This window comes from Lyngbya sp. CCY1209, from assembly GCF_055795065.1.
The window spans coordinates 1-24,980 of record NZ_JAYFER010000524.1 but is presented as its reverse complement, the minus strand read 5'-3'; the positions used below and the strand labels follow the sequence as shown (position 1 = coordinate 24,980).

At 56.8% G+C, this 24,980-nt stretch carries 21 protein-coding genes; 9 read left to right on the top strand and 12 right to left on the bottom strand.

Annotation, left to right across the window (positions count from 1 at the left end; all coding sequences use genetic code 11):
• Positions 1 to 192 precede the first annotated feature (192 nt).
• The 4 genes from AC0QHF_RS17365 to AC0QHF_RS17350 form a co-directional block, all read right to left on the bottom strand.
• Entirely contained in the window at positions 193 to 1,290 is a 1,098-nt protein-coding gene (locus tag AC0QHF_RS17365) for a mechanosensitive ion channel family protein (RefSeq protein WP_324705493.1), read from the bottom strand.
• 210 nt (positions 1,291 to 1,500) lie between these two features.
• Positions 1,501 to 1,683 (bottom strand): CsbD family protein, encoded by a 183-nt coding sequence (locus tag AC0QHF_RS17360; RefSeq protein ID WP_324705492.1) that lies wholly within the window; start codon positions 1,681 to 1,683, stop codon positions 1,501 to 1,503.
• A 112-nt stretch (positions 1,684 to 1,795) separates the two neighbouring features.
• The gene (locus AC0QHF_RS17355) at positions 1,796 to 2,242 is read right to left on the bottom strand and encodes a DUF2382 domain-containing protein (RefSeq protein ID WP_324705491.1); all 447 of its coding nucleotides are present in this window, start codon (positions 2,240 to 2,242) and stop codon (positions 1,796 to 1,798) included.
• Between the two features lie 172 nt (positions 2,243 to 2,414).
• Positions 2,415 to 3,245, bottom strand: coding sequence for a DUF2382 domain-containing protein (locus AC0QHF_RS17350; RefSeq protein WP_324705490.1), 831 nt, complete (start codon positions 3,243 to 3,245; stop codon positions 2,415 to 2,417).
• Positions 3,246 to 3,701: 456 nt separating this feature from the next.
• Between AC0QHF_RS17350 and AC0QHF_RS17345 the strand changes: the two genes are divergently transcribed.
• Positions 3,702 to 4,619, top strand: coding sequence for a hypothetical protein (locus AC0QHF_RS17345; RefSeq protein WP_324705489.1), 918 nt, complete (start codon positions 3,702 to 3,704; stop codon positions 4,617 to 4,619).
• A gap of 46 nt (positions 4,620 to 4,665) precedes the next feature.
• Positions 4,666 to 5,118 carry a BON domain-containing protein gene (locus tag AC0QHF_RS17340; protein WP_324705488.1) on the top strand — a complete coding sequence of 151 codons (453 nt, stop codon included), beginning with the start codon at positions 4,666 to 4,668 and terminating at the stop codon, positions 5,116 to 5,118.
• Positions 5,119 to 5,291: 173 nt separating this feature from the next.
• On the opposite strand, the gene AC0QHF_RS17335 is transcribed toward AC0QHF_RS17340, so the two are convergent.
• Positions 5,292 to 5,582 (bottom strand): (2Fe-2S) ferredoxin domain-containing protein, encoded by a 291-nt coding sequence (locus tag AC0QHF_RS17335; protein ID WP_324705487.1) that lies wholly within the window; start codon positions 5,580 to 5,582, stop codon positions 5,292 to 5,294.
• Between the two features lie 178 nt (positions 5,583 to 5,760).
• Here AC0QHF_RS17335 and AC0QHF_RS17330 point away from each other — a divergent pair, with 178 nt between their 5' ends.
• The 4 genes from AC0QHF_RS17330 to AC0QHF_RS17315 all read left to right on the top strand — a co-directional run bounded on the left by AC0QHF_RS17330 (position 5,761) and on the right by AC0QHF_RS17315 (position 14,560).
• Positions 5,761 to 8,634 carry an S-layer family protein gene (locus AC0QHF_RS17330; protein WP_324705486.1) on the top strand — a complete coding sequence of 958 codons (2,874 nt, stop codon included), beginning with the start codon at positions 5,761 to 5,763 and terminating at the stop codon, positions 8,632 to 8,634.
• A gap of 58 nt (positions 8,635 to 8,692) precedes the next feature.
• Positions 8,693 to 11,218 (top strand): CHAT domain-containing protein, encoded by a 2,526-nt coding sequence (locus AC0QHF_RS17325; RefSeq protein ID WP_324705485.1) that lies wholly within the window; start codon positions 8,693 to 8,695, stop codon positions 11,216 to 11,218.
• 561 nt (positions 11,219 to 11,779) lie between these two features.
• Positions 11,780 to 12,562 (top strand): DUF928 domain-containing protein, encoded by a 783-nt coding sequence (locus AC0QHF_RS17320; protein ID WP_324705484.1) that lies wholly within the window; start codon positions 11,780 to 11,782, stop codon positions 12,560 to 12,562.
• Positions 12,563 to 12,643: 81 nt separating this feature from the next.
• The gene (locus AC0QHF_RS17315) at positions 12,644 to 14,560 is read left to right on the top strand and encodes a CHASE2 domain-containing protein (protein ID WP_324705483.1); all 1,917 of its coding nucleotides are present in this window, start codon (positions 12,644 to 12,646) and stop codon (positions 14,558 to 14,560) included.
• A 228-nt stretch (positions 14,561 to 14,788) separates the two neighbouring features.
• On the opposite strand, the gene lepA is transcribed toward AC0QHF_RS17315, so the two are convergent.
• The 5 genes from lepA to crtR all read right to left on the bottom strand — a co-directional run bounded on the left by lepA (position 14,789) and on the right by crtR (position 20,595).
• Positions 14,789 to 16,600, bottom strand: coding sequence for a translation elongation factor 4 (lepA, locus tag AC0QHF_RS17310; RefSeq protein ID WP_324705482.1), 1,812 nt, complete (start codon positions 16,598 to 16,600; stop codon positions 14,789 to 14,791).
• A gap of 178 nt (positions 16,601 to 16,778) precedes the next feature.
• Positions 16,779 to 17,102, bottom strand: a complete 324-nt coding sequence (locus AC0QHF_RS17305; RefSeq protein WP_324705481.1) for a DUF1825 family protein — start codon at positions 17,100 to 17,102, stop codon at positions 16,779 to 16,781.
• Between the two features lie 277 nt (positions 17,103 to 17,379).
• A complete protein-coding gene (lepB, locus tag AC0QHF_RS17300) occupies positions 17,380 to 17,964 on the bottom strand; it encodes a signal peptidase I (protein ID WP_324705480.1) in 585 nt (194 codons plus the stop codon).
• A 68-nt stretch (positions 17,965 to 18,032) separates the two neighbouring features.
• Positions 18,033 to 19,289 (bottom strand): DNA cytosine methyltransferase, encoded by a 1,257-nt coding sequence (locus AC0QHF_RS17295; RefSeq protein ID WP_324705479.1) that lies wholly within the window; start codon positions 19,287 to 19,289, stop codon positions 18,033 to 18,035.
• Between the two features lie 382 nt (positions 19,290 to 19,671).
• Positions 19,672 to 20,595, bottom strand: coding sequence for a beta-carotene hydroxylase (gene crtR, locus AC0QHF_RS17290; protein WP_324705494.1), 924 nt, complete (start codon positions 20,593 to 20,595; stop codon positions 19,672 to 19,674).
• A gap of 139 nt (positions 20,596 to 20,734) precedes the next feature.
• On the opposite strand from crtR, the gene AC0QHF_RS17285 reads away from it, so the two are divergent.
• On the top strand, positions 20,735 to 21,538 hold the full coding sequence (locus AC0QHF_RS17285) for a COP23 domain-containing protein (RefSeq protein WP_324705478.1): 804 nt from the start codon (positions 20,735 to 20,737) through the stop codon (positions 21,536 to 21,538).
• Between the two features lie 136 nt (positions 21,539 to 21,674).
• On the opposite strand, the gene AC0QHF_RS17280 is transcribed toward AC0QHF_RS17285, so the two are convergent.
• The gene (locus AC0QHF_RS17280) at positions 21,675 to 21,797 is read right to left on the bottom strand and encodes a hypothetical protein (RefSeq protein ID WP_324705477.1); all 123 of its coding nucleotides are present in this window, start codon (positions 21,795 to 21,797) and stop codon (positions 21,675 to 21,677) included.
• Between the two features lie 163 nt (positions 21,798 to 21,960).
• On the opposite strand from AC0QHF_RS17280, the gene trpC reads away from it, so the two are divergent.
• Complete coding sequence (gene trpC, locus AC0QHF_RS17275) at positions 21,961 to 22,860, top strand: indole-3-glycerol phosphate synthase TrpC (protein ID WP_324705476.1); 900 nt, start codon at positions 21,961 to 21,963, stop codon at positions 22,858 to 22,860.
• A 208-nt stretch (positions 22,861 to 23,068) separates the two neighbouring features.
• The gene (locus tag AC0QHF_RS17270; RefSeq protein ID WP_324705475.1) at positions 23,069 to 24,226 is read left to right on the top strand and encodes a pyridoxal-phosphate-dependent aminotransferase family protein; all 1,158 of its coding nucleotides are present in this window, start codon (positions 23,069 to 23,071) and stop codon (positions 24,224 to 24,226) included.
• 107 nt (positions 24,227 to 24,333) lie between these two features.
• Here AC0QHF_RS17270 and AC0QHF_RS17265 read toward each other — a convergent pair whose 3' ends face one another.
• Positions 24,334 to 24,552, bottom strand: a complete 219-nt coding sequence (locus tag AC0QHF_RS17265; protein WP_324705474.1) for a DUF2949 domain-containing protein — start codon at positions 24,550 to 24,552, stop codon at positions 24,334 to 24,336.
• Positions 24,553 to 24,980: the final 428 nt, after the last annotated feature.

Below are 24,980 nucleotides of genomic sequence, written 5' to 3'. Positions count from 1 at the left end.
CAATTGTTTCAGTTTCTAATTCCGGGGCATCTGATCTCACCCCCCAACCTGCCGTGGGGGCAACCGTCTCTGGTTGCCCGTTCGGGGGGAGTTCAATTTCGGAGCCTTTAACCGGATTTGATATTGTTGGTTTTCCCTACACCCTATTCCCGACTCCCTACTCCCCACTCCCTACTCCCTAATAAAACCTAACTACGAGTTGGAAGAATCGTCGCCATTTAAAATAATAGCCGGGGAATCGACCGGGGTTTCGTTCGGCTTGGCTTTGGCGGGATCGAAGCGCGTCACCTGGGTGGGATAGGCGAACTCGATGCCGTTGGCGTCCAACCTGGATTTGAGTTGATAGTTGATCCGCTGCTGGATGTCCATGTAGATGGTATAATCGCTGCTGAGGACGTAGTAGACGATCTCGAAATCGAGGCTGAAATCGCCGTAATTGCTGAAGTGGGCGCGATCGAAGAGGGCGTTGTCGATGGGGGTGACAATTTCCCGAATCATCGCCGGAATTTGTTGGAGTTTGTCCTGTGGCGTCTCGTAAGTCACCCCAATTTTGAACACCACCCGCCGTTTTTCCATCCGCTTGTAATTGTGGATGCGGGAGGAGGCCAAGTCCGTGTTGGGGACGACGACTTCTTCGCCGCTCAAACTGTTGATGCGGGTAGTTTTGATTCCGACGTGGTTGACCGTTCCCATGATGTCGCCGACGATGATAAAATCGCCGATTTCAAAGGGGCGATCGAATAAGATCGAGAAGTAGCTGAATAGGTCTTGCAGGACCCCCTGGGAAGCCAAGGCGACCGCCACACCGCCGATTCCCAATCCGGCGACCATCGCCGAAATATTGAAGCCGAGGTTGTCGAGGAGAAAAATCACCCCCAACCCCCACGTCGCGGCCCGAATGGCCGGGATGATGGCGTTGAGGGCCCGTTCGATCGCATCCCCGTCCTGACGGCGACTCAGCCAGTAGAGTCGGAGTAAATATTCGGCCAAGGAGACGACCAGGCGAATGCCGAATACCGTGGCGATAATCAGGGCGATCGCGTTGACCGTATCCTGTAAAATGGGGTGCAATTCCAAGTTCGCGATCGCCACGTAAAACACCCCGACGTACATCAGGGGAATCAGCGATCGCTCGAAAATGTGAACCAGGGCGTCGTCCAGCCTGGTACTGGTTTTGAGTGCCCAGCGTTTCAGACGCCTCAGAACCATCTGCCCGACAATTTTGATGGCGAGAATCCCCGCCACCAAAATCACAAATGCGATCAAATAATCGGAGACTGTATTCGTCAATATTTCGACTTTAAATAAATCCCAAGATATCATGATAAAACCGGGTGATTTACCTCATCAATGGACGGCAACTCATTTTATCACAGTTATTGGCGATGTCAAATTCGCGGGAAATATCGAGATTTTCAAATTTCCATCACAAAAGCCCGTGCAAATTTTTAAGTTGCACGGACGGCAGCCAGCATTTTAAAAGCCGAGGTTAGACGGGAACTAATCCAATTTTTTCTTGGCTTCGTCCTTCACGTCTTCGACGGTATGTTGAACTTGCGCTTCGGTTTGCTTGGCTTTACCTTCGCCCTTTTGTTTGGGGTCGCCCGTCATTTCGCCCATCGCCTGCTTGGTCTTACCTTCTATGTTTTTTGCCGTGGCGTTTGCTCGATCTTCTAAACTCATAATTGACCTCTTTTTGTTATCGTGTAAATCAAACTAAACACGTTGTCTATCATCAAGACTACAATATTTTTAAAAGCCCCAACCTCTACCAAAAGGTGGAGCTTGATTCGGATTACTTTTTGCGGCGACAGCGGTCGAACAGAGCTTGGTAGATTTTGCGATCGCGCGAGTCGTTCAAGACCAATTCGAGGCGCACGCGATCGCAGCCGTGGCGGGGGTCGAGGGCGAGGGCACCCAGGAGGTCGCGGGCGGCTTCCAGGCTGTGAAATTCCCCGGTGACGGTAGGTTTTTCACCCGTCGAATTAACGCTGAAACCCCCGACCCGCGTCTCCGACAGGTCGATTTCCGCCAGTGGTTCCTCGTCCGAATCCGCGGCTTCGACGACCAGCTTTTCCCGGCGCACCGGCACCGAGACGGTATCGGTTTCAATTTCCTTGCGGACGACCACTTCGCCCATTTTTTCCCGGCGGCGATCGACGGTCAAATTTTCCGCTTTCAGATACAGCTTTTTTTCTTCCCGGACTTCCGGTTGCTCGTGATATTGGTGGGACTCTTCCATAACTCCTGGGGCGCGATCGACAAATTTATAGCGGTCAGCTTTGGTATCGTTCCGATCCGGTCTTGGGTTCGATCAAATCAGGAAAATTGCGACAATTTTCGGATGCTCCGATTGCACCTCCCCCCCGGAGGGGGGAAGCCATTTGATAACCCGGGGAAATTATCCGATCGCATCAGCGATTGTGGTGGATAACGGGTTCGCCGTTGGTTTTGACTTCCAGTTCTTCCCGGCGCACTTTTTCTTCAGCGGTGACGGTATCGCGATCGACTTCCTTGCGGACGTCCACTTCTTCCGTGACGAAGGCTTCCTTGCGGATGTCGGCATTTTCTTCGTACACTTCGATACGGGCGACTTCTTCATCTTTGAAATTGTGGTCGCCAGGGCTGACGGGTTTGTTCGCATTTTCGGGCGTCGTCCGTTCCACCACAACCCGCTCCCGCTCGACGGGGACCGTGGCGCGTTCGGTTTCGGTTTCGATGTTTTTACCTACAATCACGTCGCCCGTCTTGCGACGCTCTTTGTCCGTCACCAGGCGCTCTTCGTACAACTTGAGCGAGCCGTGGTCGGCTTCCCGGGTTTCGTACAGGTCGGAGTCGTAGTCGTAGCGGTAGTTGTCGCGGGTGTATTGGCTGGATTTGGTGCCTTCGGCGCGATATCCGGAGCGCACTTTTTCCTCGTATTCGTAATCCACCGTCATATCATCTTTGTACTCGGGCAGCGCTTCAGCTTGGTCTTGGGTGAGACCGAGGGCGTAGAGACGCTCGTTGGTGTAATCCAGGCGCGACCGTCCGATGGGTAAAAGTACCTTCTTCCCGAAGATCCAAAATCCGGTATCGATCACGAAATAGCGGAAATAGCCATTTTCATCGACTAAGGCATCGTGAACGGAACCGATTTTATTGTCGGTCGTGCTGGAATAAGCGTCAAAATGCTTGATATCCCGGCCCGCGAAAATGTCGCGTTGGTATTCCGGATAAGCTTGAGTCAATTTGTAGAGTGCCATATTTTAAATGTAAATCCGCTTGTCTTCATTTTCAAGCCTATCAAAGCGCACCTTGATCCAGCCTGTATCAAAAGTTAGATTTGCCGGTTTAGATGGCATTTTCAAAGATTTTTTTACGGTCGGATTGGGGCTTATGTCTTCTGACAGAAGAAACCCGCACCCGATCCGCGATACTCTAAACCAGAACCTCAAATGTTTCAATGGATTCAATTCGGGGGAGAGAGATTTGAATGAAATCAAAAACTTAAAATCGTGATTTTTTGCACGATCTTGAAAAATAACAGTCGAGATTGTGTTTTTCCCGAATTACCGATCGCGGTTCGTGTGCAGGGATTGAAATCGGTCTCCGATGGGGCGATTTTGGCAAAACTGAGGTCATTGCCCGCGAATTGGGGGAAGAACACGCGAACTTTAACATCACTCGACCGACAACCCATTTCAGGAGGATGATTCGTTATGATTGACAAACACAAACGTCAGACCACCGCCACATACTGGAGAGCCGTCGGAGTCTACGAAACTCGCGACGAAACGGAAAGAGCCCTGGGAGCCCTCAAAGATTCCGGGTTCGATATGGATTGGGTCTCCGTGATCGTGCGGGACGACGAACAGCAGCCCCAGCACGACCCCAACAGAGAACACGTCGAGACGGAAACGGTCGGCAACAAATCGGACGACGGGGCTGCCACGGGAGCCGCCGCCGGGGGAGCTTTGGGAACCCTCACCGGCTTGCTCGTCGGACTGGGAACCCTCGCCATCCCCGGTGTCGGGCCGATCCTGCTGGCGGGGGCGGAAGCCACGGCTCTGGCAACGACTTTAGCCGGGGCGGCAATCGGCGCGGTCGCCGGCGGACTCGTCGGGGCGCTGATCGGCTGGGGCATCCCCGAAAAAGAAGCCCGCAGGTACAGCGATCGCGTCTCCCGGGGAGATTATCTGGTGATCGTCCTCGGACGTCCCGAAGCGATCCGCAAGGCGGAAAGCATCCTCCGCCACCACAATGTCCAGGACTTCGGCATTTACGAAGTTCCGGAAGCCGAAACCGCCCAAATTAGTGAGCGGTACGAGGGCCGCGACGTCGATCGCACCCAAACCGCCAAAACCAAAAAAGAGGTCAAAGAGACCATCATCGCCGAACCGCCGGCGGGCCACACCGGCGAGAGCCGCACCGAATCCCAAAAAGAGATTTACAAAGCGCCGACAGGCCGCACCAGCAGCGTCCGCGCCGAATCCGGAGAAACTTCACATACGGTGACGGGCCGCACCACCAGTACCAACCCCGAGGATTACGACGATCGCCGCCGCGGCGAGGACGGGGAAAGAATCGTCGAACATCACGATCCCGAAGTGGTGATCGTAGACCGCCGCGATCGCTAGATCCGGAGGTCCCTAGCAGAAGTAGAGCATAATGGAGGATTGTGCCATGAGAAAGGTAACAGGAATTATTTTGAGCGGCGTATTGGCGATCGTCGCGGCGGGTTGCGACTACGCGCGGACGAGCGCGGACGCCCCCGACACCTTGACGGACGGGACCGAAGATCCGGCCCGGGTTCAGGAAACCAAAGAAGATGCCCAGAGCGAGATCCGCCAGGATCAACTGACTTCGGATATTCGGGCGCGGGAACAGCGAAACGAGGTGTTCGGCGAAGAAGATATCCGGGCCGACTCCGACATCGAAAGTGAAGTTCGCGCCAAACTCGAAGCCAACATCCCCCGCAGCAAATTGACCGTCGAAGCCGAAGATGGAAATGTGGTCATCGTGGGAACCGTCCCCAACGAGCGGGAAGCCGAAACCATCGAGCCGTTGGCCCACGAGATCGAAGGCGTGGACAGCGTTCAAGTCGATGTCAATATCGTGCCGCCGGTCGGTTCCTAGGCGATCGCAAATACGGGCATTGTAGGGGCGAATGCGATTCGCCCTTTCTCGCGTTTCGCCGAAAAACCCACAACTTTTCATCCGCGCTGTAACCCACCATTTCCTTTTTTTGGACTGTTCATCGCCCCGAGAATTAGCGGATTGGTTGGATGCGAATCGGATATCGTGAGCCCTCAGTTGGGATCGCCCACCCGGTAGATCATCTTTTGAATCGGCTGGCCGCCGCGCAGGTGCCGCTCGACGATGGCGGGGACTTCTTCCGGTTGAACCCGGTCATACCAGATGCGATCGGGTAAAATCAACACCATCGGGCCGCGGCCGCACTCCCCCAGACAGCCGCTCGGCGCGATCGCCACCCCCGGAATCTCCCGTTCCCGAAACGCTTTCAAGACTTTTGCCGCCCCCTGTTGGCGACAGGTGCGGTTTTGGCAAATAATGACGAGTGTGGGAGTCGAGACAGACATGGGGAGCGATCGCGGTAACATCAAGGGAGTGGCCAACCCCGGAACTGATAAAATTCCGAAAGTTGCTATCTCCAGGGTCATTAATATTTTAATGGTTGGGAAGCTCCTGATTCTCGAAATTGAAAGTGCAAAATGGGGTTGAGTCCGCCAGCCGTTTACAACCGCGAGATTGATTACCGTGTCGTCCCCCGCATTTCGTCCCCGACGGTCGCGATCCGGGCCCTGTCGATTTGGCATTTTCCGTCCGTTCGCGATCGCCACCATCGTGCACCTGTTCGTTTTTCCCGCCTCGGCGCGATCGCAGGTCGTCCCCGACGCCACCCTGCCCCAAAATACCGTTGTCACCCCGGACGGCAACATGATCCGCATCGACGGCGGCACCCAAGCCGGTGGCAATTTATTCCACAGTTTCCGAGACTTTTCCATCCCCACCGGCTCCGCCGCCCTGTTCGACAACGGCTTAAATATTCAAAATATTATCAGCCGGGTAACGGGGGGGAATCTTTCCACCATCGACGGTTTGCTGCAAACCAACGGCGCGGCCAATTTATTTCTCCTCAATCCCAACGGTATTGTATTCGGTCCCAACGCCCAACTCAATATCGGCGGGTCCTTCGTCGCCAGTACCGCCGATCGCCTCATTTTTGACGACGGGACGCAGTTCGCCACCCGACCCGAAACCCCCCCGTTACTCTCCGTCAATTTGCCCGTCGGCTTGCAACTCGGTGCCGATGCGGGAACCATTGTCAACCGATCGCAAGCCGTCGGCATCGGGTTGGAGATGGAGCCGAGCCCCACGGGGCTGCAAGTTCGGCCCGGACGGGCGATCGCATTCGTTGGCGGCGAGATCAATTTGGAGGGCGGTTTGCTGACGGCTTTCGGCGGCGATATCGAATTGGGGGCAATTCGGGGCGGCACCTGGCGGTTGGGTTCCGGCGTCCCCGTGGAGTCAACATCCCAACTCGGCGACATTCAACTGGACCGCGGCGCCCGCGTCACCACCAGCGGATTGGGAGGGGGAGAAATTCGCATGGGGGGCGATCGCGTCAACCTCAGTAACGGCGCGGGTTTGAGCGCCGACACCTTCGGGGAGGTGGACGGACGGGGCGTAACCATTTCCGCCCGCCAGTTTAATCTGAGCGATCGCGCCTTCGTGTCCGCCTCGACGTTCGGGGCGGGGAATGGCGGCGGCATCGACATCCGCACCAGCGAATCCATCAATTTGACGGGAACCGAACCCTCCCGCGTCGTCGGCGAACTCGTCGAGGGAACCTTCGATCCCCTCAACCTTCGGGATGGCTTGTACAGCTTCAGTGCCGGAGGAGGAGATGCCGGAAATGTCATTCTCGCCACGCCCCAACTCGACGTCAGCGAAGGCGCCACCATTCTCACCTCCACCTTTATCGCCGGACGGGGAGGAAACCTACAGATTCGCTCGGATACCGTCAATATCACCACGGGGGCATTGCTGGTGACGGGGACGAACGGAGCCGGCGATGCCGGAATGTTCGACCTGATCGGCGATCGCCTCAACGTCATTGACGACGGATTGATCGCCACGAGTCCGGCGCAGGACGGGACGGGACGGGGAGGCGATCTGAGGGTGCGGGGGAATACCGTAGAATTGCGCGGCGTTTCGGCGGGGGCGCCCGTGCCGGGGGGGCTCTTTTCCGCCACCCTCGGGGAAGGAAGGGCGGGAGATATTGTCGTCAACGCCAATCGCTTGGTCGTCGCCGACGGCGCCCAGGTGTCCTCCTCCGCCGCCGGGGCCGGCGAGGGGGGCAATTTGACCGTCAATGCCAATGAAGTGGAATTGTTCGGTATTTCTGCCGACGGTCGCTTTCTGAGCGGGTTACTGACCTCCTCCTCCCTGCTCACTGTGCAAGGGTTGTCAGGAACCGCCCCTGCTGGCAATCTGACGGTCAATGCCAGACGAATCGTGGTACGGGACGGGGCACAGATTTCATCGGCGACGGGGAGCGAGGGAAGTGCCGGAGAATTGAAGATTCGAGCCTCCGAATCCATCGAAGTGATCGGGGTGGCGACGGGCGTCGATCCGTCGGTGGAGTCGGTATCCTTCGGAATCGTCGGGGATGGCATCGTCCCCAGTTCCATCGAATCCAACACCAGCGGCGAGGGGGCGGCGGGGGATTTGCAGATTTTTACCGATCGCCTCACCGTCCGCGACGGGGCGGAAATTGGCGTGCGGGGAACCGGAGAGGGGGCCGCGGGCAATTTGGAGATCCGGGCGCGATCGCTGTTTTTGGACAATCAGGGGGCGCTCTCGGCGGCGACGGAAGCCGGGACGGGGGGCAACATTTCCCTGGTCGTGCCCCGCATCGAACTGCGGCGGGAAAGCCGGATTTCCACTAACGCCGGCACCGCCGACGGGGGCAACATCACCATCGTCACGGACAATTTGATCGCCCTGGAAAATAGCGACATCACCGCCAATGCCCAACAGGGCCGGGGCGGGCGGGTGAGTATCAGCGCCCGGGGGGTGTTCGGGACGGCGTTTCGGTCTGAGGAAACCCCCGCCAGCGACATTACCGCGACGAGCGAGTTGGGCGCCGAGTTCAGCGGGGCGGTGGAAATTAGCAGCCCGGAAATCGACCCCAATTCCGGCTTGGTGACGCTCCCGACGGAGGTGATCGACCCCTCTACCCTGGTGGTGGCGGGATGTTCGACTTACGCCGGCAGCGAATTCGTGATCACCGGCCGCGGCGGCCTGCCCCCCACCCCCGGAGATGCCCTGACAACGGATGGCGTGGTGGTGGATTGGATCGATGCGGCACCCGTGACGGCGTTGCAAGAAGGAGACACAGGGGACATTATTTCTCCCTCCCCTCCCGACTCCCAACTCCCGACTCCCGACTCCCCAATTGAAGCTCGGGGTTTGGTTCTCGATGCCGATGGCGGGGTGCAGTTGGTGGCAAATCCGGCGCGGATGACGACCTATTCGTTTAATCAATGGCATCCTCAATGTCGGGTGGCCGCGGCCAATTCTATCGGTGAGGAGTCGCAACCTTCATCAATTGATAATAAACCCTGAATAAAGGAGAGGAATGATTGACGATCAATTATAAATTATAAATGCTCAATTATCAATTATGAAACGATCGCTCGATCGCTTTTTACAATTCGCGCTTTTGGCTTTATTCGCCGTGAGTTTGCCGCTGCTTCCGGTGGTGGGGCACGATTCCCCCCAGATCTTGATGGAACGGGGCCGAAATCTGTATGAAATGCGAGAGTTTGTCGAGGCGGCGGAAACTTTAGAAGAGGCGGTGGTGATCTTGGACGATCGCGGCGATGAAGTCAATCGGGCGATCGCTTTGGGGAATTTGGCGCTCGTTTATCAGAGTTTGGGCGACTGGGAAAAGGCGGAAACGGCGATCGCGGCGGCTTTGCAACTGTTGGAAAATCGGACGGCCTCGGCCGTCCTCGCCCAGACATCGGACATTCGCGGACAACTGCAACTGTCCCGGGGCGACCCCCGGGCGGCGGCGGACACTTGGCGGCGAACCGAGGAGATCTATCGGGAAATCGGGGACGAACGGGGGGTCATCCGCGCCCAGATCAACCGCTCCCAGGCGTTGCAAGCCTTGGGACTCTACCGCCAAGCCCTCCACACCCTGGAACAATTGCGGGAATCCCTCGCATCCCAACCCGACTCGCCACTGAAGGTGACGGCCCTACAAAATTTGGGCAACGCCCTGCGGGTGGTGGGGGATTTGGAGCAGTCCCGGGCGGTGTTGGGGGAGGCCCTAGATTTGGCGCGATCGCTCGATTTACCTCCGGCCGCGGAAGCGGAAATCTGGCTGAGTTTAGGCAATACGGCCGGCAGCTTGCAGGATGTCGAAACGGCCCGGGCGGCGTATCAGAACGCGGCGGATACCGACCGGGTTTCCGTCCGCATCCGAGCTCAGTTGAACGAGTTGCGGCTGTTGCTGGGAGTAGAAGAATGGGCGCAGGCGTTGCGGTTGTGGGAGTCCGTCCGCAGCCAACTGGCGGCTTTGCCGGACGGACCCACGGCGATCGAGGCCCGCATCAATCTGGCGGAAAGTTTGATGATATTCCCAAATGCGCCCATCGTGCCCCGGGACGTCTCATTAGAAGCGGCCGAATGGCTCGGGGATGCGATCGCCCGGGCTCGATCCCTGGGCGACCGGCGGTTGGAAGCCTACGCCCTGGGAACCTTGGGAGCCGTGTACGAGCAGAATCGACAGTGGTCGGAGGCGCAAACGTTGACGGAGCGGGGTCTATTTTTAGCCCAGACCATCGACGCGCCGGATATCGCCTACCGGTGGCAGTGGCAGCTCGGACGGCTGTTGAAGGCGCAAAATCGCAGGGCTGGTGCGATCGCGGCCTACCGAACCGCCGTCAGCACCTTGGAGTCCCTGCGGACGGACTTGGTGGCGATGAATCCCCAGGTGCAGTTCTCGTTTCGGGATAGCGTCGAACCCGTTTATCGGGAACTGGTGGGCCTGATTTTGCAACCCGACCCGGAAACGGGGGAAGTCGGCTCGGAGGATCTCCGGGCGGCGAGGGAGTTAATGGAATCCCTGCAATTGGCGGAACTCGACGACTTTTTCCGGGAGGCCTGCCTGGAGGCCCAACCCCGGCCGATCGACGCGATCGACCCCCGGGCGGCGGTTTTTTACCCGATCATTCTCCGCGATCGCCTGGAAGTCATTTTATCGGTTCCCGGCCGACCCCTGCGCCACTACGCCGCCCCCGTCCCCCAAACTCGGGTGGAAGAGACGGTGCGGCAACTGCAACAGTCCCTCACCCCCATTTTTTCCACCCGCCAGCGTCTGAGTTGGTCCGGGGAGATCTACGATTGGCTGATCCGCCCGGCGGAAGGGGATTTGGCGGCGGCCGAGGTCGAAACCTTGGTGTTCGTGTTGGATGGCGTGCTGCGGAACCTGCCGATGGCCGCCCTTTACGACGGCCGGCAGTATTTGCTAGAACGGTACAATATCGCCCTGACACCGGGGCTGCAACTGCTCGAACCGCGAAGCTTGAGCCGGGAACGACTCAAAACCCTGGCGATGGGGTTGAGTCGGGCCCGCCAGGGATTCGCCGCCCTGCCGGCGGTGGAGACGGAATTGGAGAAAATCGAGGCGGCTGTGCCGTCCCGGGTGTTTCTCAACGACGGATTTACCCGCCGAAGGGTTCAGGCTCAAATGGAGGAAACGCCCTTTCCGGTGGTGCATCTGGCGACCCACGGCCAGTTCAGTTCCCGGGCGGAAGATACGTTTTTGTTGACCTGGGACGATCGCATCAACGTCCGAGATCTCGACCGGTTGCTGCGCCGTTCCCAGGGGACGAGTGCGGAGCCGGTGGAGTTGTTGGTCCTGAGCGCCTGCCAGACGGCGACGGGGGACCGACAGGCAGCCCTGGGGCTGGCCGGGGTGGCGGTGCGATCGGGGGCCCGGAGTACGATCGCGACCCTGTGGCAGGTGAACGACATTTCGACGGCCGCCTTCATGGCTGAATTTTATCGCCAACTGGCCGGGCCGGGCGTGGGCAAAGCCCAAGCCCTCCGTCAGGCTCAGTTGTCCTTGCTGCGAGAACCCCGGTATCGCGACCCCTACTATTGGGCCGCCTTTGTTTTGATCGGAAATTGGCTGTGAGGAGTCGAGGAACCCGGGGATGGAAAATCTGGCGCCCCGCGTCGGGTGTGCTCGGTGGGGAACTGAAATCATCTCGAGATCGGGGTTTCCCAGCCCGGACACCGACCCCCCATTCTCCCCGTCCCAATGTTTAAATCTTGCTAAAAATTCCGGGCATCGTCCGAAATGATGGCAATCATAAGATAAAAAAAGCTTTTTTCGGGTTGAGCTCGATTGAGAAGTGAATCCTCAATCCCAAGAAATTTTGAATTTGGGGTGGCATCGCTCTCCTTGACTCGGAGATGCTGGCGCTTCGATCGGGCGATGGCGAGGCGGATCGAATCCCGATTTTAAAGGGGGGAAGGAATGGGATTTTCCATTTCCCTGACTTTCGGAGGTTATCAGTTTCTTATTTTCTCGGGCTAAGTTGGAGAAGGATAATTCTCAATGATATTGTAGCTCTCCGGATTCGGATCGAGAGGGGGTTGCCATTTTCCCGGGTCGCCGTGGCGCGATCGCCCGAGAGATCTCGTTTTCATCTCCCATCCATCACATCTTATCGTCTCAAACAGGAGACCGGCCATGACCAACCAACCTTTCCGACCTTTCATCAGTATTTCCGTGATACTTTCCTTCGGACTTCTGCTCAACGGCACCCCGCCGGGCCAGGCTCGACCCGCCCGCAACGGTTCCGAGCATCCGCAAGCCAGCATGGCGTTCGAGCCGCCGCCGGGGCAGGGGATGCCCAGCCGCACCGCCGCCGGCGGGTCGAGGGGAACTTGCCCGAATGCCGAGCAATTGGGCGAAAACCTCACCGCTTTGGTGCCCAATTTGATCCGGTCCGAGGAAATCGGTCCAGACCTGCGGGGATACACCGTCGAACCGAAACCCGTCTTTTACTTTTACCTGCCCGCGGCGGCCGGCGTCGAAGCGACATTCAGCCTCAAAGACGAGGACGGTTCCGACGTGTATCAGATGAGCGTACCGGTCCCCAATCAACCGGGCATCGTCGGCGTCAAACTTCCGGAGGATGCCCCGGCTTTGGAGATGGGGAAAACCTACCGCTGGTCCTTTGGAATGGTCTGTCAGAGTGCCGATGCCGAGAACGTGCCCGAAGTGGTGTTCGTCTCCGGAGATATCCGACGCATCGAGCCGGACGGGACTCTGGCCGCACAACTGACCGGGGCGAACCCTGTGGAACGGGCGGCACTCTACGCCCGGCACGGCATCTGGTTTGAGAGTTTGGCGACTTTGGCCGCGTTGCGGCAGGCTCGACCCGAAGACGCGACCCTAGCCAGTCGTTGGGAAGAACTGTTAAACTCAGTGGGATTAGACGCGATCGCAACCCAACCCTTCGCGGAGTGACACCGAGAGTAGGTCCCCATTTCCCGATCGGGGAATTTTAACGGTATGAAGTGTGAAGTTATGAGCGGGAAAAGGAGTTTTTTGCGACTTCCGACTTCACACTTCCGACTTTCGAGTATCAAGTTTCGACAGGTTTCCGGACTGCTGATTCCCCCCGTCGTCGCCGCGCTGACGATCGCCGTGCGGGCGACGGGGGGTTTGCAACTGTTTGAATGGGCGGCTTTCGACCAGTTCCTCCGCCTCCGGCCTCTGGAGCCGCCGGACCCCCGCATCGTCGTGATTACGGTGGACGAGCCGGACATCCGCGAGGTGGGACAGTGGCCGCTCCCGGACGCGACGATCGCGGAGTTGGTGAAAATCGTCCGCCGCCAGGATCCGGTGGCGATCGGGTTGGACATCTACCGGGACCTGCCGGTGCAACCGGGCCACGAAGAATTGTTGGACGTCTACGAAACCACCCCCAACCTGATCGGGGTGGAGAAGGTGGTCGCCGACGGGACGACGGCCGCGATCGCGCCCCCGCCGCAATTGAAGGAAAAGGGTCGGGTGGCCTCGATCGACCTGGTGCTGGACGCGGACGGCCGGGTGAGGCGGGGCCTGCTGTCGGTGCAGCCGGACGACGATCGGACGATCTTGAGTTTGGGGGCTAGGTTGGCCCTGATGTATCTGGAAGGGCAAGGAATCACCCCGACGATGACGGAGGCGGGGAACGTCAAGTTGGGCGATGGGGTCTTTGTCCGCTTTACCGGGAACGATGGCGGGTACGTGGGGGCGGACTCGGGTGGCTATCAGGTGTTGTTGAATTACCGGGGACCCCAGGAGAATTTCGACACCATCGACCTGACGGACGTCCTCGAAGGCCGGGCGCCGCCGGACTGGTTTCGCGATCGCATCGTCTTGATCGGCCCCATCGGGCAGAGCCTCAACGACCTTTTTTTTACCCCCTACAGCGGCGGGCCCCTGAGTTTGAGCGATCGGATGCCGGGGGTGGTGATCCACGCCAACGTGGCCAGCCAGATGATCGGCGCGGCCCTGGACGGACGCCCCCAGTTTCGGGTCTGGTCCGACAAGGTGGAATGGGCGTGGATTTTGATCTGGGCCGTCTCCGGGGCGGTGTTGGGGTGGACTTACCGATTCAGTTTGCGGGTGGCTGTGAGTTTGGCGGTCGCCGGGGGCTCTCTGGTCGCCGGCAGCTATTTGGCGTTTTTGGAGGGGTGGTGGGTTCCGGTCGTCCCGCCGATGCTGGCGTTTGCGGGGTCGGGGATTGCGATCGCCGGGTACATCGCCAATTTGGAACATCAGGAACGCCAGATGGTGATGACCCTGTTCGGACGCCACGTCACCCCCCAAATTGCCGAGATGATCTGGCAGAGTCGGGACGAGTTGATCGCCCGCGGCCAACTGACGGGACAGAAGATGGTCGCCACGGTGCTTTTTGCGGACTTGAAGGGGTTCAGCACGATCGCGGAAACGATGGAGGCGGACGCCCTGATGGTGTGGCTCAACGAGTACATGAACGGCATGGCGGATATCGTACTGGATCATAAGGGAATTGTCGATAAGTTTATCGGTGACGCGGTGATGGCGGTGTTCGGCGTGCCGATTCCCCGGACGACGCCGGAGGAGATTTCCCGGGATGCGATCGCGGCGGTTTCCTGTGCGGTGGAGATGGGGAAAAAGTTGCGATCGCTCAACCGCCAGTGGCAGATCGAGGGAAAGCCCACGGTTTCGATGCGGGTGGGAATTGCCACCGGAGAGGTGGTGACGGGCAGTTTGGGCAGTTCCCAGCGCATGGATTATACCACCCTCGGGGACAGCGTGAATATTGCGGCTCGTTTGGAGAGTTACGACAAATCTTTCGGGACGGGAGTTTGCCGGATTTTGATGAGTCAGGAAACCCACAAACAGATCGGCGGTCGATTTTTAACCCATTTTGTCGGCCGTATCCACCTCAAGGGCCGGACTCAGGCGATCGACGTTTATCAGATCGCGGATTGATTCGCCCCCACGAGAAAAGGCAAGAGGCAAGAGGCAAGAGGCAAGAGGCAAGAGGCAAGAGGCAAGAGGCAAAAGTTTGAAGCCGCTTCAGATTTCCCAAATCTGCAACCACAGGAGCGCCCACTGCCATAATGGCCCCCGAAACGGCGATTTCCAGAGGGGAAATGAGGGGAGAAACGACCGTGGGGGCCGTGCCTCTGTGCCGGCCCTCCGGGTTGTGCGGTCGGGTCAACTTTGATCGAGTTTGAGTACCGCCATAAACGCCTCCTGGGGAACGTCAACGGAACCCAAAGCCTTCATCCGCTTTTTCCCTTTCGCCTGCTTTTGCAGCAGTTTCTTCTTCCGGCTGATGTCGCCGCCGTAGCACTTCGCCAACACGTCCTTACGCAAAGCCGGGATATGTTCGCTGGCGATGACTTTGGAACCGATCGAGGCTTGGATGGGAACTTTAAACTGGTGGCGGGGAATCAATTCTTTGAGCTTTTCCGCCATCGCCCGCCCGACGCCGTAAGCTTTATCCCGGTGGACGATCATCGCCAGAGAATCCACCGGCTCTTTGTTGATCATGATATCCAATTTGACCAGGGGATTCGCCCGATAGCCGACAAAGTGATATTCCATGCTGGCATATCCCCGCGATCGCGATTTCATCTGGTCGAAAAAGTCCGTCACCACTTCCGCCAGTGGAATCTCGTAAACCAGAGTCGTCCGCCCCAAAGTCAGATATTTCATATCTTTGAAATCCCCCCGCCGAGTCTGGGACAGTTCCATCAGCGTCCCCACGAAGGTTTCCGGGGTGATCATCTCCACCCGGACGTAGGGTTCCTCAATTTTCTCCCGGTGGTTGGGGTCGGGCAAATTGGTGGGGTTGTCGATCATCAGGACTTCCCCGGTGCTGGTGGTGACGCGGTACACCACGGAGGGGGAGGTGACGATCAGATCCAGGTCGTACTCCCGTTCCAACCGCTCCTGGACGATCTCCATGTGCAGCAGCCCCAAAAAGCCGCAGCGGAACCCGAACCCCATCGCGCTGGAGGTTTCCGGCTCGTAGGAGAGGGCGGCGTCGTTGAGTTTGAGGCGATCGAGGGCCTCCCGCAGGTCGGGGAACTGGTCCGCATCTGTCGGAAATAACCCGCAGAACACCATCGGTTTTGCTTCCGTGTAGCCCGGGAGGGGGGCGTCGGCGGGGGTTTTGGCGAGGGTGATGGTATCGCCGACCCGGGCATCTTCCACGGCTTTGATGGCGGCGGAGAAGTAGCCCACTTCCCCGGCGTGGAGTTCGTCCACGGGTTTTTGGGTGGGGGCGAGGACGCCCAATTCGTCGATTTCGTATTCTTTTTTGGAGGCCATCAACCGGACGCGATCGCCCTTTTTCACCGTCCCGTCCATGACCCGGAAGTAGACGATCACGCCCCGGTAGCTGTCATAATAACTGTCGAAAATTAGCGCCCGCAGTTTCTCGGATACCGTGTCCTGGGGGGGCGGCACCAGGTGGACGATGGATTCTAAAATTTCTTTGATCCCGATCCCCTCCTTAGCCGACGCTTCGATCGCCCCGGAACAGTCCAAACCGATAATTTCTTCGATTTCCCCCTTCACCCGTTCTGGTTCGGCGCCGGGGAGGTCGATTTTATTGAGGACGGGGATAATTTCCAGGTCATTTTCGAGGGCGAGATAGACGTTGGCTAGGGTTTGGGCTTCCACCCCCTGGGAGGCGTCCACCACCAACAGGGCTCCTTCGCAGGCGGCCAGCGATCGCGACACTTCGTAGGAAAAATCAACGTGTCCGGGGGTGTCGATCAGGTTGAGGACGTAATTCTGGCCGTCCTTAGCGGTATAATTCATCCGCGCCGCCTGGAGTTTGATCGTGATCCCCCGTTCCCGTTCGAGATCCATCGAATCGAGGAATTGCTCTTTCATCTGGCGGTCGGCGACCGTCCCCGTGTCCTGGAGCAGGCGATCGGCGAGGGTGGATTTGCCGTGGTCGATGTGGGCGATGATCGAAAAGTTGCGAATCCGGGAAACAGGAACGTCAGTCATAGGGGGTAACGTCGATAAGCCGATATAGCAGAAGCGGAGTTTGCTTAACGTATTTTAACAACATTCTCGGCCGCCGGTGCGATCGGGGCGACAATTCGCCCTCCCCCGCCGCCGGCGGTTTCGGTGGGTTTCCGGACTCAGCCCGGGGGAGAGTCTGTCTCTCCCGGCTCCCCCGATGCTAGGGCTGTTTTTCCAATTCTGATTTCATCCGTTCCAACGTCATGTTCATCTGTTGAAACATTTGCTCGGGGGTGATGCCAAATTGACCGAGTTGGGTTTTCAACTGTTCCATCGTCATTTGAGCCATGAAATCCTCGGACAATTCAAACCGCTTCATAAAGACGCGATACCGATCCATCAGGGATTCCATCTGCTCGATGAAGATTTTTTTACCTTCGCGATCGAACTTTCCGTAGTCGCCTCCGAGTCGGAGCAAAGATTGATAATCCTCGAACAATTGTTTGGCTTCCTGTTGTACGATGTCTGATTCAAAGAAACTCATAATTTCCCCACTTTTTTTATACGGCAACGATAGCAAACGATTCAGAAAATATCCGAATCTATAAATATGAAATGATTCCCAGACCCTTCAAAACTGCAATGACATCTCAAACATCATTTTTGATGGTGACATTTGCTGCCCCTCGCCGGGAGGGCGGACACAAATCACGTCGGATGATATATGTGTTCCAATTTTAACAGTCGCGCTTTCGGCACAATACCCCCCGGGGGTCGCAATTTCCGTACCGCCGGGGAATGCCGAGCGTCCAGGAGCCCCTTCACACGTTCCCCAGGCGATCGAAGGGCCAGAAGCGAAAGGCGGCCCGTCCGATGATATTTTCCTCGGGCAGAAATCCCCAGATGTGGGAGTCGTTGCTGTCGTTGCGGTTGTCGCCCATCACGAAATACTGACCGGCCGGCACCGGATGGGGTCCCCAGTCATAATCCGGGGGTTCGGCGATGTAGTCTTCGGGGAGGGGACGGCCGTCGAGGTAAACCCGACCGCCGCGGACTGCCACTTGCTGTCCGGGTTGGCCGATGATGCGTTTGATGAAGGCCTGGTTTTCGGTGTAGCCCTGGGCCCGCAACTGGGGCGGGGGGGCGAAGACGATGATATCGCCGAATTCGGGCGGGTGGAGGCGGTAGGAGACTTTTTCCACCACCAGGCGATCGCCGATTTCCAGGGTGGGGAACATGGAATCGGACGGGATGTAGCGGGGTTCGGCTACAAAAATGCGGATCAGCAGCGACAAAGCCAACGCGACGACAAGGAGCACGATATTTTCCCGCCATTTGGCCCAAAGATTAGATGGGGTCGCTGTTTCGGCGATCGCTGGTTCCCCTTTTTTTTCCTCGGTTTTCATCAAAATCTCCACAGTTCAATTTCTGAAGGGCCCCGATCGCGATCGCGACGCCACCCCATAACAATTTATCAACAATTCAGACCCGGAATAGTTAATTGTAGGTTTTCGGGTTCGGGTTGCCGCATCGGTGTCGGCGTTTCTCCGCGAAGTGTCGCCACGGCGCCGCAACCGATGTGGTAAGCCAAATTGACGGGGATGGCGTTGCCGATTTGTTTGTATTGGGCCGATAACGTCCCCGCGAACTCCCAGGAATCGGGAAAGGTTTGGATTCGGGCGTATTCCCGCACCCGCAGCGGCCGCGTCTCGTCGGGATGGCAGCGTTCCGTCTGGGTTTGGGAGGGGCTACAAGTCAAAGTCAATGCCGGTTCATCCCAGGCTAATCGTTTGGCAAATCCCGTCCGTCCCCCGGCTTTATAATAGCTGTTTTTCATATAGTTTTTTTGAATATCCGGGGGCAGGTCGCGCCAATTTCCCCCCGGCGGGACGAGTTCCATGATTTGACGTTTGCGATCGGTGTATTCCACCCCCGGCGAGGGGGGGCAGTCTTGCAGGGCTTCTCGCAGGGAAATCGAGTAGCTTTTTTCGGCCGGAAAAATCGGTTCCAAATGCAAATCTTTGCGGGTGGCGATGATAAACAGTCGCTCCCGTTTTTGGGGGACATCTAAGAATTGCGATCGCAGGATTTGATGGCGGGCAACATAGCCGAGATGATCCAAAATCTCCAACATCGTTTTCAGGGTTTCCCCTTTTTGGTGGGTGAGGAGCCCTTTCACATTTTCGGCGATCGCGATTTTGGGTTGGGTTTCGCGGACGCACCGGGCGAACTCGAAAAACAGCGTTCCCCGCGCATCTTCCAACCCCCGGCGAAACCCGGCGTGGCTGAACGCCTGACAGGGAAACCCGCCGGATACGATATCAATTTTGTGGCGAAATTCCGAAAAGTCGATGTTGGAAACGTCGTCGCAAACCGCCGGCCAGTCGGGGCGGTTGGTTTTCAGGGTGTCCGCGCAGGTGCGATCGCACTCCACCAGCAATTGATGCCGAATCCCCGCATTTTCAAACCCCAGCGCCAACCCCCCCGCCCCCGCAAACAGTTCGATCGCTTTGAAGTTCGTCTGCTTTTCTTCCCGCAAAATTCCATAGCGATTTTCGGTGCGATCGCCCCTTTTTCTTTTGCAAAATTCCTCGATTTCTTGAAAGTCAAAAATTCGCCTTTTATTGCCGTCAAAGTAACTGCGAATTAACTGCTTCTTCTCCCACTCTAAAACCTCTTCAGGTGTCACCCCAAAGATCCGAATCACTTCCGGCAAGCTGACCGACTTCATTGACAAGCAAAAGACAGGAGACAGAAATGATAATTATAGCATTTTCCAGAGCGAATGCCATTCGCCCATTTCCAATCACCTCAATCTCGGCAATTGATCCAACCGAGTCCACGCTGGCGTGGACTTTCGCTATCAGCCTTGAAATTCATTTCAAAGCGTGTCAATTCGGACAGGCAAGATGCCTGTGCTACCCGACCTTAGTCAATCATCCGCGATCGCGCACTGCTATAACTTAAAAATTAATCCCTTTTTATGATAGCAAAAATTCATCCTTTCGAGGACTGCGGATCGGTTTTCAGTCCCCAAAAAATCTCAAATATCATCAAAAATGATTCGGCCATTTCCGGTGAAATGACCGCCCCTGACTGTTCCCATTCCACCCTCACGATCGCGGCACCGAACCGTCCTCCGCCTTCGCCAATTTCGTAGACTGACGGCGGTGGAAGCGGATGCCCAGAAAAACATCGTACAGAAAACTCCAAAAATCCTTACCGTTGAGCAACCCCAAGGTTTGGGGGGAACCCTTGGCATCCAATAAGGGTTTGGTAGCTTCGTAGGCGGGTTTGTAATTGTACCAGGGGATCGACGGCCACAGGTGGTGGATCAGGTGGTAGTTTTGGCCGAGAATCAATAGGTTGAGAATCGGACTCGGATAAACCCGGGCATTCTTCCAGCGATTTCGCTCCTGAAAGGGACGGTGTGGCAGGTAGTCAAAAAACAGGCCCAAAGCCAACCCCACCACCAAAGCCGGGGAGAACCAGAAGTTCAAAATGTAGCCCAAAAAATGGTAGTGCACGGAGACGGCGACGATGGAAATCACCACCATCCGGCTCAAAAACCACTCCAACAACTCGTATTTCCGCCACAGCCGGCGCCGGAAAAAGAAGATCTCGTGGTAAAAAAACCGCGCCGCGATCAGCCACAGGGGACCGCCTGTGGAAACAAAATGATCGGGATCGTTGTCTGGATCGTTAACATGGGCGTGATGTTGGATGTGAACCCGGGTAAATACGGGAAACGCGAACCCCAACATCAATGCGCTGCCGTGTCCCAAAATCGCATTCAGGATGCGATCGCGGTGGGCAGAATTGTGGGATGCATCGTGGATCACCGTCCCTGACAGGTGCAGGGCGAGAACGTTGATGGAAAAACAGAACCAGTCAGGCCAGTTCCAACACCAGTATCCGACAGTGGAACTGATGACAATTGCGACTGCGCCCAGGAACATCAGTAGGGTAATATTCACCCCGCCGTCTGGGATCAGGAACTCTTTGGGAACTGTCAGTGGCTTCCCTGCCTCCGACATTATCGTTTGCACTCCTTGAAGTTTCACACCTGAGTATTTTATGAGACCCGCGACCAACTGTAAAGATTTGTGAACAAAATGAGCGGCAGTTGTGCCTAAGAAAATATCACCACTTTACCTGAAGGAGGGGAAAAATTCCATGTTTGAGCAATTCAAGTCCGGTTTGAGCCGAATGTCTGCGATCGCGGGCATTCTCAGCTTGTCCCTCCCTCTGGTCTGGGGTCAAGGTGCCGCCCTGGCCCGACCCCTGCCGGTGGGGGAACGCAACTTCAACCCCTGGTGGTCCTCGATCTCGGAAGAACTGGGCATTCCGATCCCGGTTCCCCAGGCCGAAGAACCCGCCCCAACGGACCGGACCGAACCGACGGCGACGTCCACCCCAGATGAGACGGTCCCCATCCCCGAGGTGGAAGTGGAGACGGAAACGGCCGACCTTCCCCGGTTTCGGTGCGAAGTGGTGGGGGGCGAATACACCGTCATGTATTATCCCATCAGCGAGCCCGATCGCGGCTATCCCTGGGCCGTCCCCGGCCTGATGGGGGGAGGTTGGACACCCGATCGCCGCTGCGCCGAAATCAGCCGCCGCCTGGAGTCCTACCGGCCCGATGGACTCGTCGCCCTACAAACGGACGTGGAAAACGGTTATAACACGATCTGCGCCACCACGGAAGATCTGCCCCAATGTCGGATCGTGCTGACGGTGCCGGTGGGGGAAAATCCAGAATTGGTGCGCGATCGCATTTTCCAAAATCTGGTCATCGCCGACAGTGGACAGAACACCCAAGGGGTTTACACCTGGGTGGACGAGCGATCGGGCTCCGGCATCATTGAGGGGATCGTCCCCAGATCCACCCGCCGCCCCGAGGGAATTTTCCTCAAACCGTTCCTCGATCCGGCGGACGGGGGAACCGGAACTCGCCTGCACCGCAGATTTTTCCGCTAGTCCGAAATGACGCCCGGTTTCGGCCCGAAACCGGGTTTAATTTTGTCAGCTATACACTGACTGCTTCCCCGGTCGGTGAGAACCTGTTTCCAAGCTTTCCGGAAGTGTGAGCGATCAATATACCTGTTTTTTTATGCTATTGACCGGCAATTTCCCGAACGGCGATCGCGTGGCAGTTCCCCCAGCGGTCAAAATCGCGGCTTCCCATGTTGCCTTGTAGGACGACGGATGGATCGGGGTCGGGAATTTTTAGGATCAATTTGGCATTTTTTGGGAGATCATGCCAAGTTTTGGGTGCAGTTTCCCCTCGTACAAAATATTTCGGGCGATCGCCGTTTTGCACAGCATTCCGACTGATCGCGATTTCGGGTAAGATCGAGTCTGGCAACCTTAACGACAGACACCCAAATTTCCAAAAAATCATGATCCAAATTCGCCGTCATCCCCCCAACCCCTCCGTGGACGTTCTCAACCTCCGCTACAAGGTGGCGACGCCGGAGGCTGAACCCCGCCATATTTTAGAGGAAATTGTCTGGAATAAGGAAAAAGAAATCACGCAAATGCGCGATCGCCTGCCGCTGTTGGCGCTGAAAAAGCAGGTGATGAGTTTGCCGCCCTGCCGGGACTTTCTCGGCGCCCTGCGGAACTCCAAAACCCGTCCGGCGGCGATCGCGGAAGTGAAAAAAGCCTCCCCCAGCAAAGGGGTGATCCGGGAAGATTTCGACCCGGAAGCGATCGCCCGTTCCTATCAAAAAGGCGGCGCGAGTTGCATTTCGGTTCTGACCGATCAAAAGTTCTTCCAAGGAAGTTTTGAAAACCTCGCCAAGGTGCGGGCGGCGGTGGATCTGCCCCTGCTGTGCAAGGACTTCATGATCTACCCCTACCAATTTTATTTGGCGCGGCTGAACGGGGCAGATGCCGTATTGTTAATTGCGGCGATTCTCTCCGATCAGGACTTACAATATTTTACCAAAATTGCCGGAATGTTGGGCATGACGGCTTTGGTGGAAGTGCACACCCTCGAAGAACTCGATCGCGTCTTGGCTGTGGATGGCGTCAATTTGGTCGGCATCAACAACCGCGACCTGCAAAATTTTACCGTGGATCTCGACACCACCCGCACCCTGTTAGAAAGTCGCCGGGAACAACTCCAATCCCGGGATATTCTCGTCGTCAGCGAGTCGGGGTTGCATTGTGGCGAAGATCTCGATATCGTCGTCGATGCGGGGGCGGAGGCGGTGCTCATCGGCGAATCCCTCGTCAAGCAACCCGATCCCCAAGTCGCCCTCGAACACCTGTTGGCCGGGCGCGATCGCAAGTAATATCAAATCTCGTTCATTAACCACAAAATATCGGCGATCGAGGGAGTCGGGAGTCGGTATTAGGGAGTCGCGTTTTCCCCATTCCCTATTACCTATTCCCTATTACCTCCGTTGACAAGCCAGATTTGATATAAAATGATGAATTTGGGCAAGGCCCACGCAGACCGAACGCGATCGAACACACCTAACCAGACGGAAAGATAGAGACATGGATGATAAGTTGATGTTGATGATTCCGGGGCCGACGCCGGTTCCCGAGAAAGCGTTACTCGCCCTCGCCAAACACCCCATCGGCCACCGCAGCGGGGATTTCAGTCAAATTATGGCGGAGGTGACGGAGAATCTGAAATGGCTGCACCAGACCCAAAATGACGTGCTGATCCTCACCGGCAGCGGGACGGCGGCGATGGAAGCGGGGATTATCAATTTCCTGAAACGGGGCGATCGCGTGTTGTGCGGTTGCAACGGCAAATTCGGCGATCGCTGGGCGGAAATTTCCAAAGCCTACGGGTTGAATGTGGAAATCATTTCGGCCGAATGGGGCGCACCCCTGGACCCGGAACAGTTCCGGGAACGCCTGGAGGCGGATGCGGAAAAGGAAATCAAGGCGGTGATCCTCACCCACAGCGAAACCTCGACGGGGGTTCTCAATGACCTGGAAACCATCAACCGCCACGTCAAGGCCCACGGCGAAGCGCTGATTATTGTGGATGCGGTGACGAGTTTGGGGGCGACGCACCTCCCCATCGACGAGTGGGGGTTGGATGTGGTCGGGTCGGGGTCCCAAAAGGGTTACATGATTCCGCCCGGACTGGGATTCGTGTCGGTGAGTCCGAAGGCCTGGGAAGCCTACAAGACGGCGGACCTGCCCCGCTACTATTTGGATTTGGGGCCCTACCGCAAGAGTGCGACCAAAAATAGCAACCCCTTCACCCCGCCGGTGAACCTGTTTTACGCCCTCCAGGTGACGTTGCAGATGATGAAGGCCGAGGGGTTGGAGAATATTTTCGCCCGCCACCAACGGATGACGCAGATAACCCGGGCGGCCCTGAAGGCGATGAATTTGCCCCTGCTGGCCCCGGACGAGGCGCCGAGTAATGCGGTGACGGCGGTGCGTCCGCCGGAGTCGTTGGATGCGGAACGGGTGCGGTCGGTGATGCGGAAAAAGTTCGATATCGCTTTGGCCGGCGGACAGGATCATTTGAAGGGTAAAATCTTCCGCATCGGACACCTGGGTTTCGTGTGCGATCGCGACCTTCTCTGTGCGATCGCGGCTTTGGAAAGTACCGTCCGAGAGTTGGGTTACGAGGGCGCGGCCCCCGGCGCGGGTCTGAATGCGGCCAACAAGGTGGCGATCGCGTCTTAATTGCTCATTAACAATTGATAATTTATAATTATCAATGGGAGGAAAGTAGGGAATGGAAAATCGTTGAATTTTCTACTCCCTACTCCCCACTCCCGACTCCCCAATTATCAATAGGCGGTTTTTAACCAGTCGAAGATGCGATCGAGTTGTTCGAGAGTGACGAGTCCGTACTGCCAAAGGGTCATGGATAAAGGACTCGGATCGGGATACTTATGTTTCTCGTCGGAGTTTTGATGCACCCGCTGTGCCGCAGCAATGGAGGCGGGGGAAATCGATAATTCTTCTTGTAAAAAGTGAAGAAATTGTGAATATGTTTTCGGTGTCAATTTTACGTTCACCTCCTCAATAATAGACACCACCTGATTCTGTCAGCGCACTTCGGGAGGAAGTCGCATTTTCAATCTAAGGTTGTTTCTCGTGTTTTCAGTTTGTAAGCGACCCCACGGCCGATTTCTCAAGCTAACAGTTGATGATAAATTGACCGGACACCACTGTTTGCCAGGTTGCTTTCTACGAACCTACATTCGTGGCTCATGAAATTCCGCACGATTTTTAAGTCACGCCGGATTCTTCGGTAAAGTAGCAGTGTATTGATTTTTTTCCGTTGAAAGACCGGACAGAATTCAACGGTTGATTTGACGACTTCAAAGTACATGAGTTCGGCGGTGGCTTCGATCAATCACGTCAAACTTTTGGGAGGGTTGGAAGCTCCGTGATTGATCGCGGAGAGGAAAACCGACTCAAGCGGCTTTAG

Coding starts and splice junctions, on each gene's coding strand:
- AC0QHF_RS17360 (WP_324705492.1), bottom strand. CDS start 1,683: ATGAGTTTAGAAGATCGAGCAAACGCCACGGCAAAAAACATAGAAGGT.
- AC0QHF_RS17355 (WP_324705491.1), bottom strand. CDS start 2,242: ATGGAAGAGTCCCACCAATATCACGAGCAACCGGAAGTCCGGGAAGAA.
- AC0QHF_RS17350 (WP_324705490.1), bottom strand. CDS start 3,245: ATGGCACTCTACAAATTGACTCAAGCTTATCCGGAATACCAACGCGAC.
- AC0QHF_RS17345 (WP_324705489.1), top strand. CDS start 3,702: ATGATTGACAAACACAAACGTCAGACCACCGCCACATACTGGAGAGCC.
- AC0QHF_RS17340 (WP_324705488.1), top strand. CDS start 4,666: ATGAGAAAGGTAACAGGAATTATTTTGAGCGGCGTATTGGCGATCGTC.
- AC0QHF_RS17335 (WP_324705487.1), bottom strand. CDS start 5,582: ATGTCTGTCTCGACTCCCACACTCGTCATTATTTGCCAAAACCGCACC.
- AC0QHF_RS17325 (WP_324705485.1), top strand. CDS start 8,693: ATGAAACGATCGCTCGATCGCTTTTTACAATTCGCGCTTTTGGCTTTA.
- AC0QHF_RS17320 (WP_324705484.1), top strand. CDS start 11,780: ATGACCAACCAACCTTTCCGACCTTTCATCAGTATTTCCGTGATACTT.
- lepA (WP_324705482.1), bottom strand. CDS start 16,600: ATGACTGACGTTCCTGTTTCCCGGATTCGCAACTTTTCGATCATCGCC.
- AC0QHF_RS17305 (WP_324705481.1), bottom strand. CDS start 17,102: ATGAGTTTCTTTGAATCAGACATCGTACAACAGGAAGCCAAACAATTG.
- lepB (WP_324705480.1), bottom strand. CDS start 17,964: ATGAAAACCGAGGAAAAAAAAGGGGAACCAGCGATCGCCGAAACAGCG.
- AC0QHF_RS17295 (WP_324705479.1), bottom strand. CDS start 19,289: ATGAAGTCGGTCAGCTTGCCGGAAGTGATTCGGATCTTTGGGGTGACA.
- crtR (WP_324705494.1), bottom strand. CDS start 20,595: ATGTCGGAGGCAGGGAAGCCACTGACAGTTCCCAAAGAGTTCCTGATC.
- AC0QHF_RS17285 (WP_324705478.1), top strand. CDS start 20,735: ATGTTTGAGCAATTCAAGTCCGGTTTGAGCCGAATGTCTGCGATCGCG.
- trpC (WP_324705476.1), top strand. CDS start 21,961: ATGATCCAAATTCGCCGTCATCCCCCCAACCCCTCCGTGGACGTTCTC.
- AC0QHF_RS17270 (WP_324705475.1), top strand. CDS start 23,069: ATGGATGATAAGTTGATGTTGATGATTCCGGGGCCGACGCCGGTTCCC.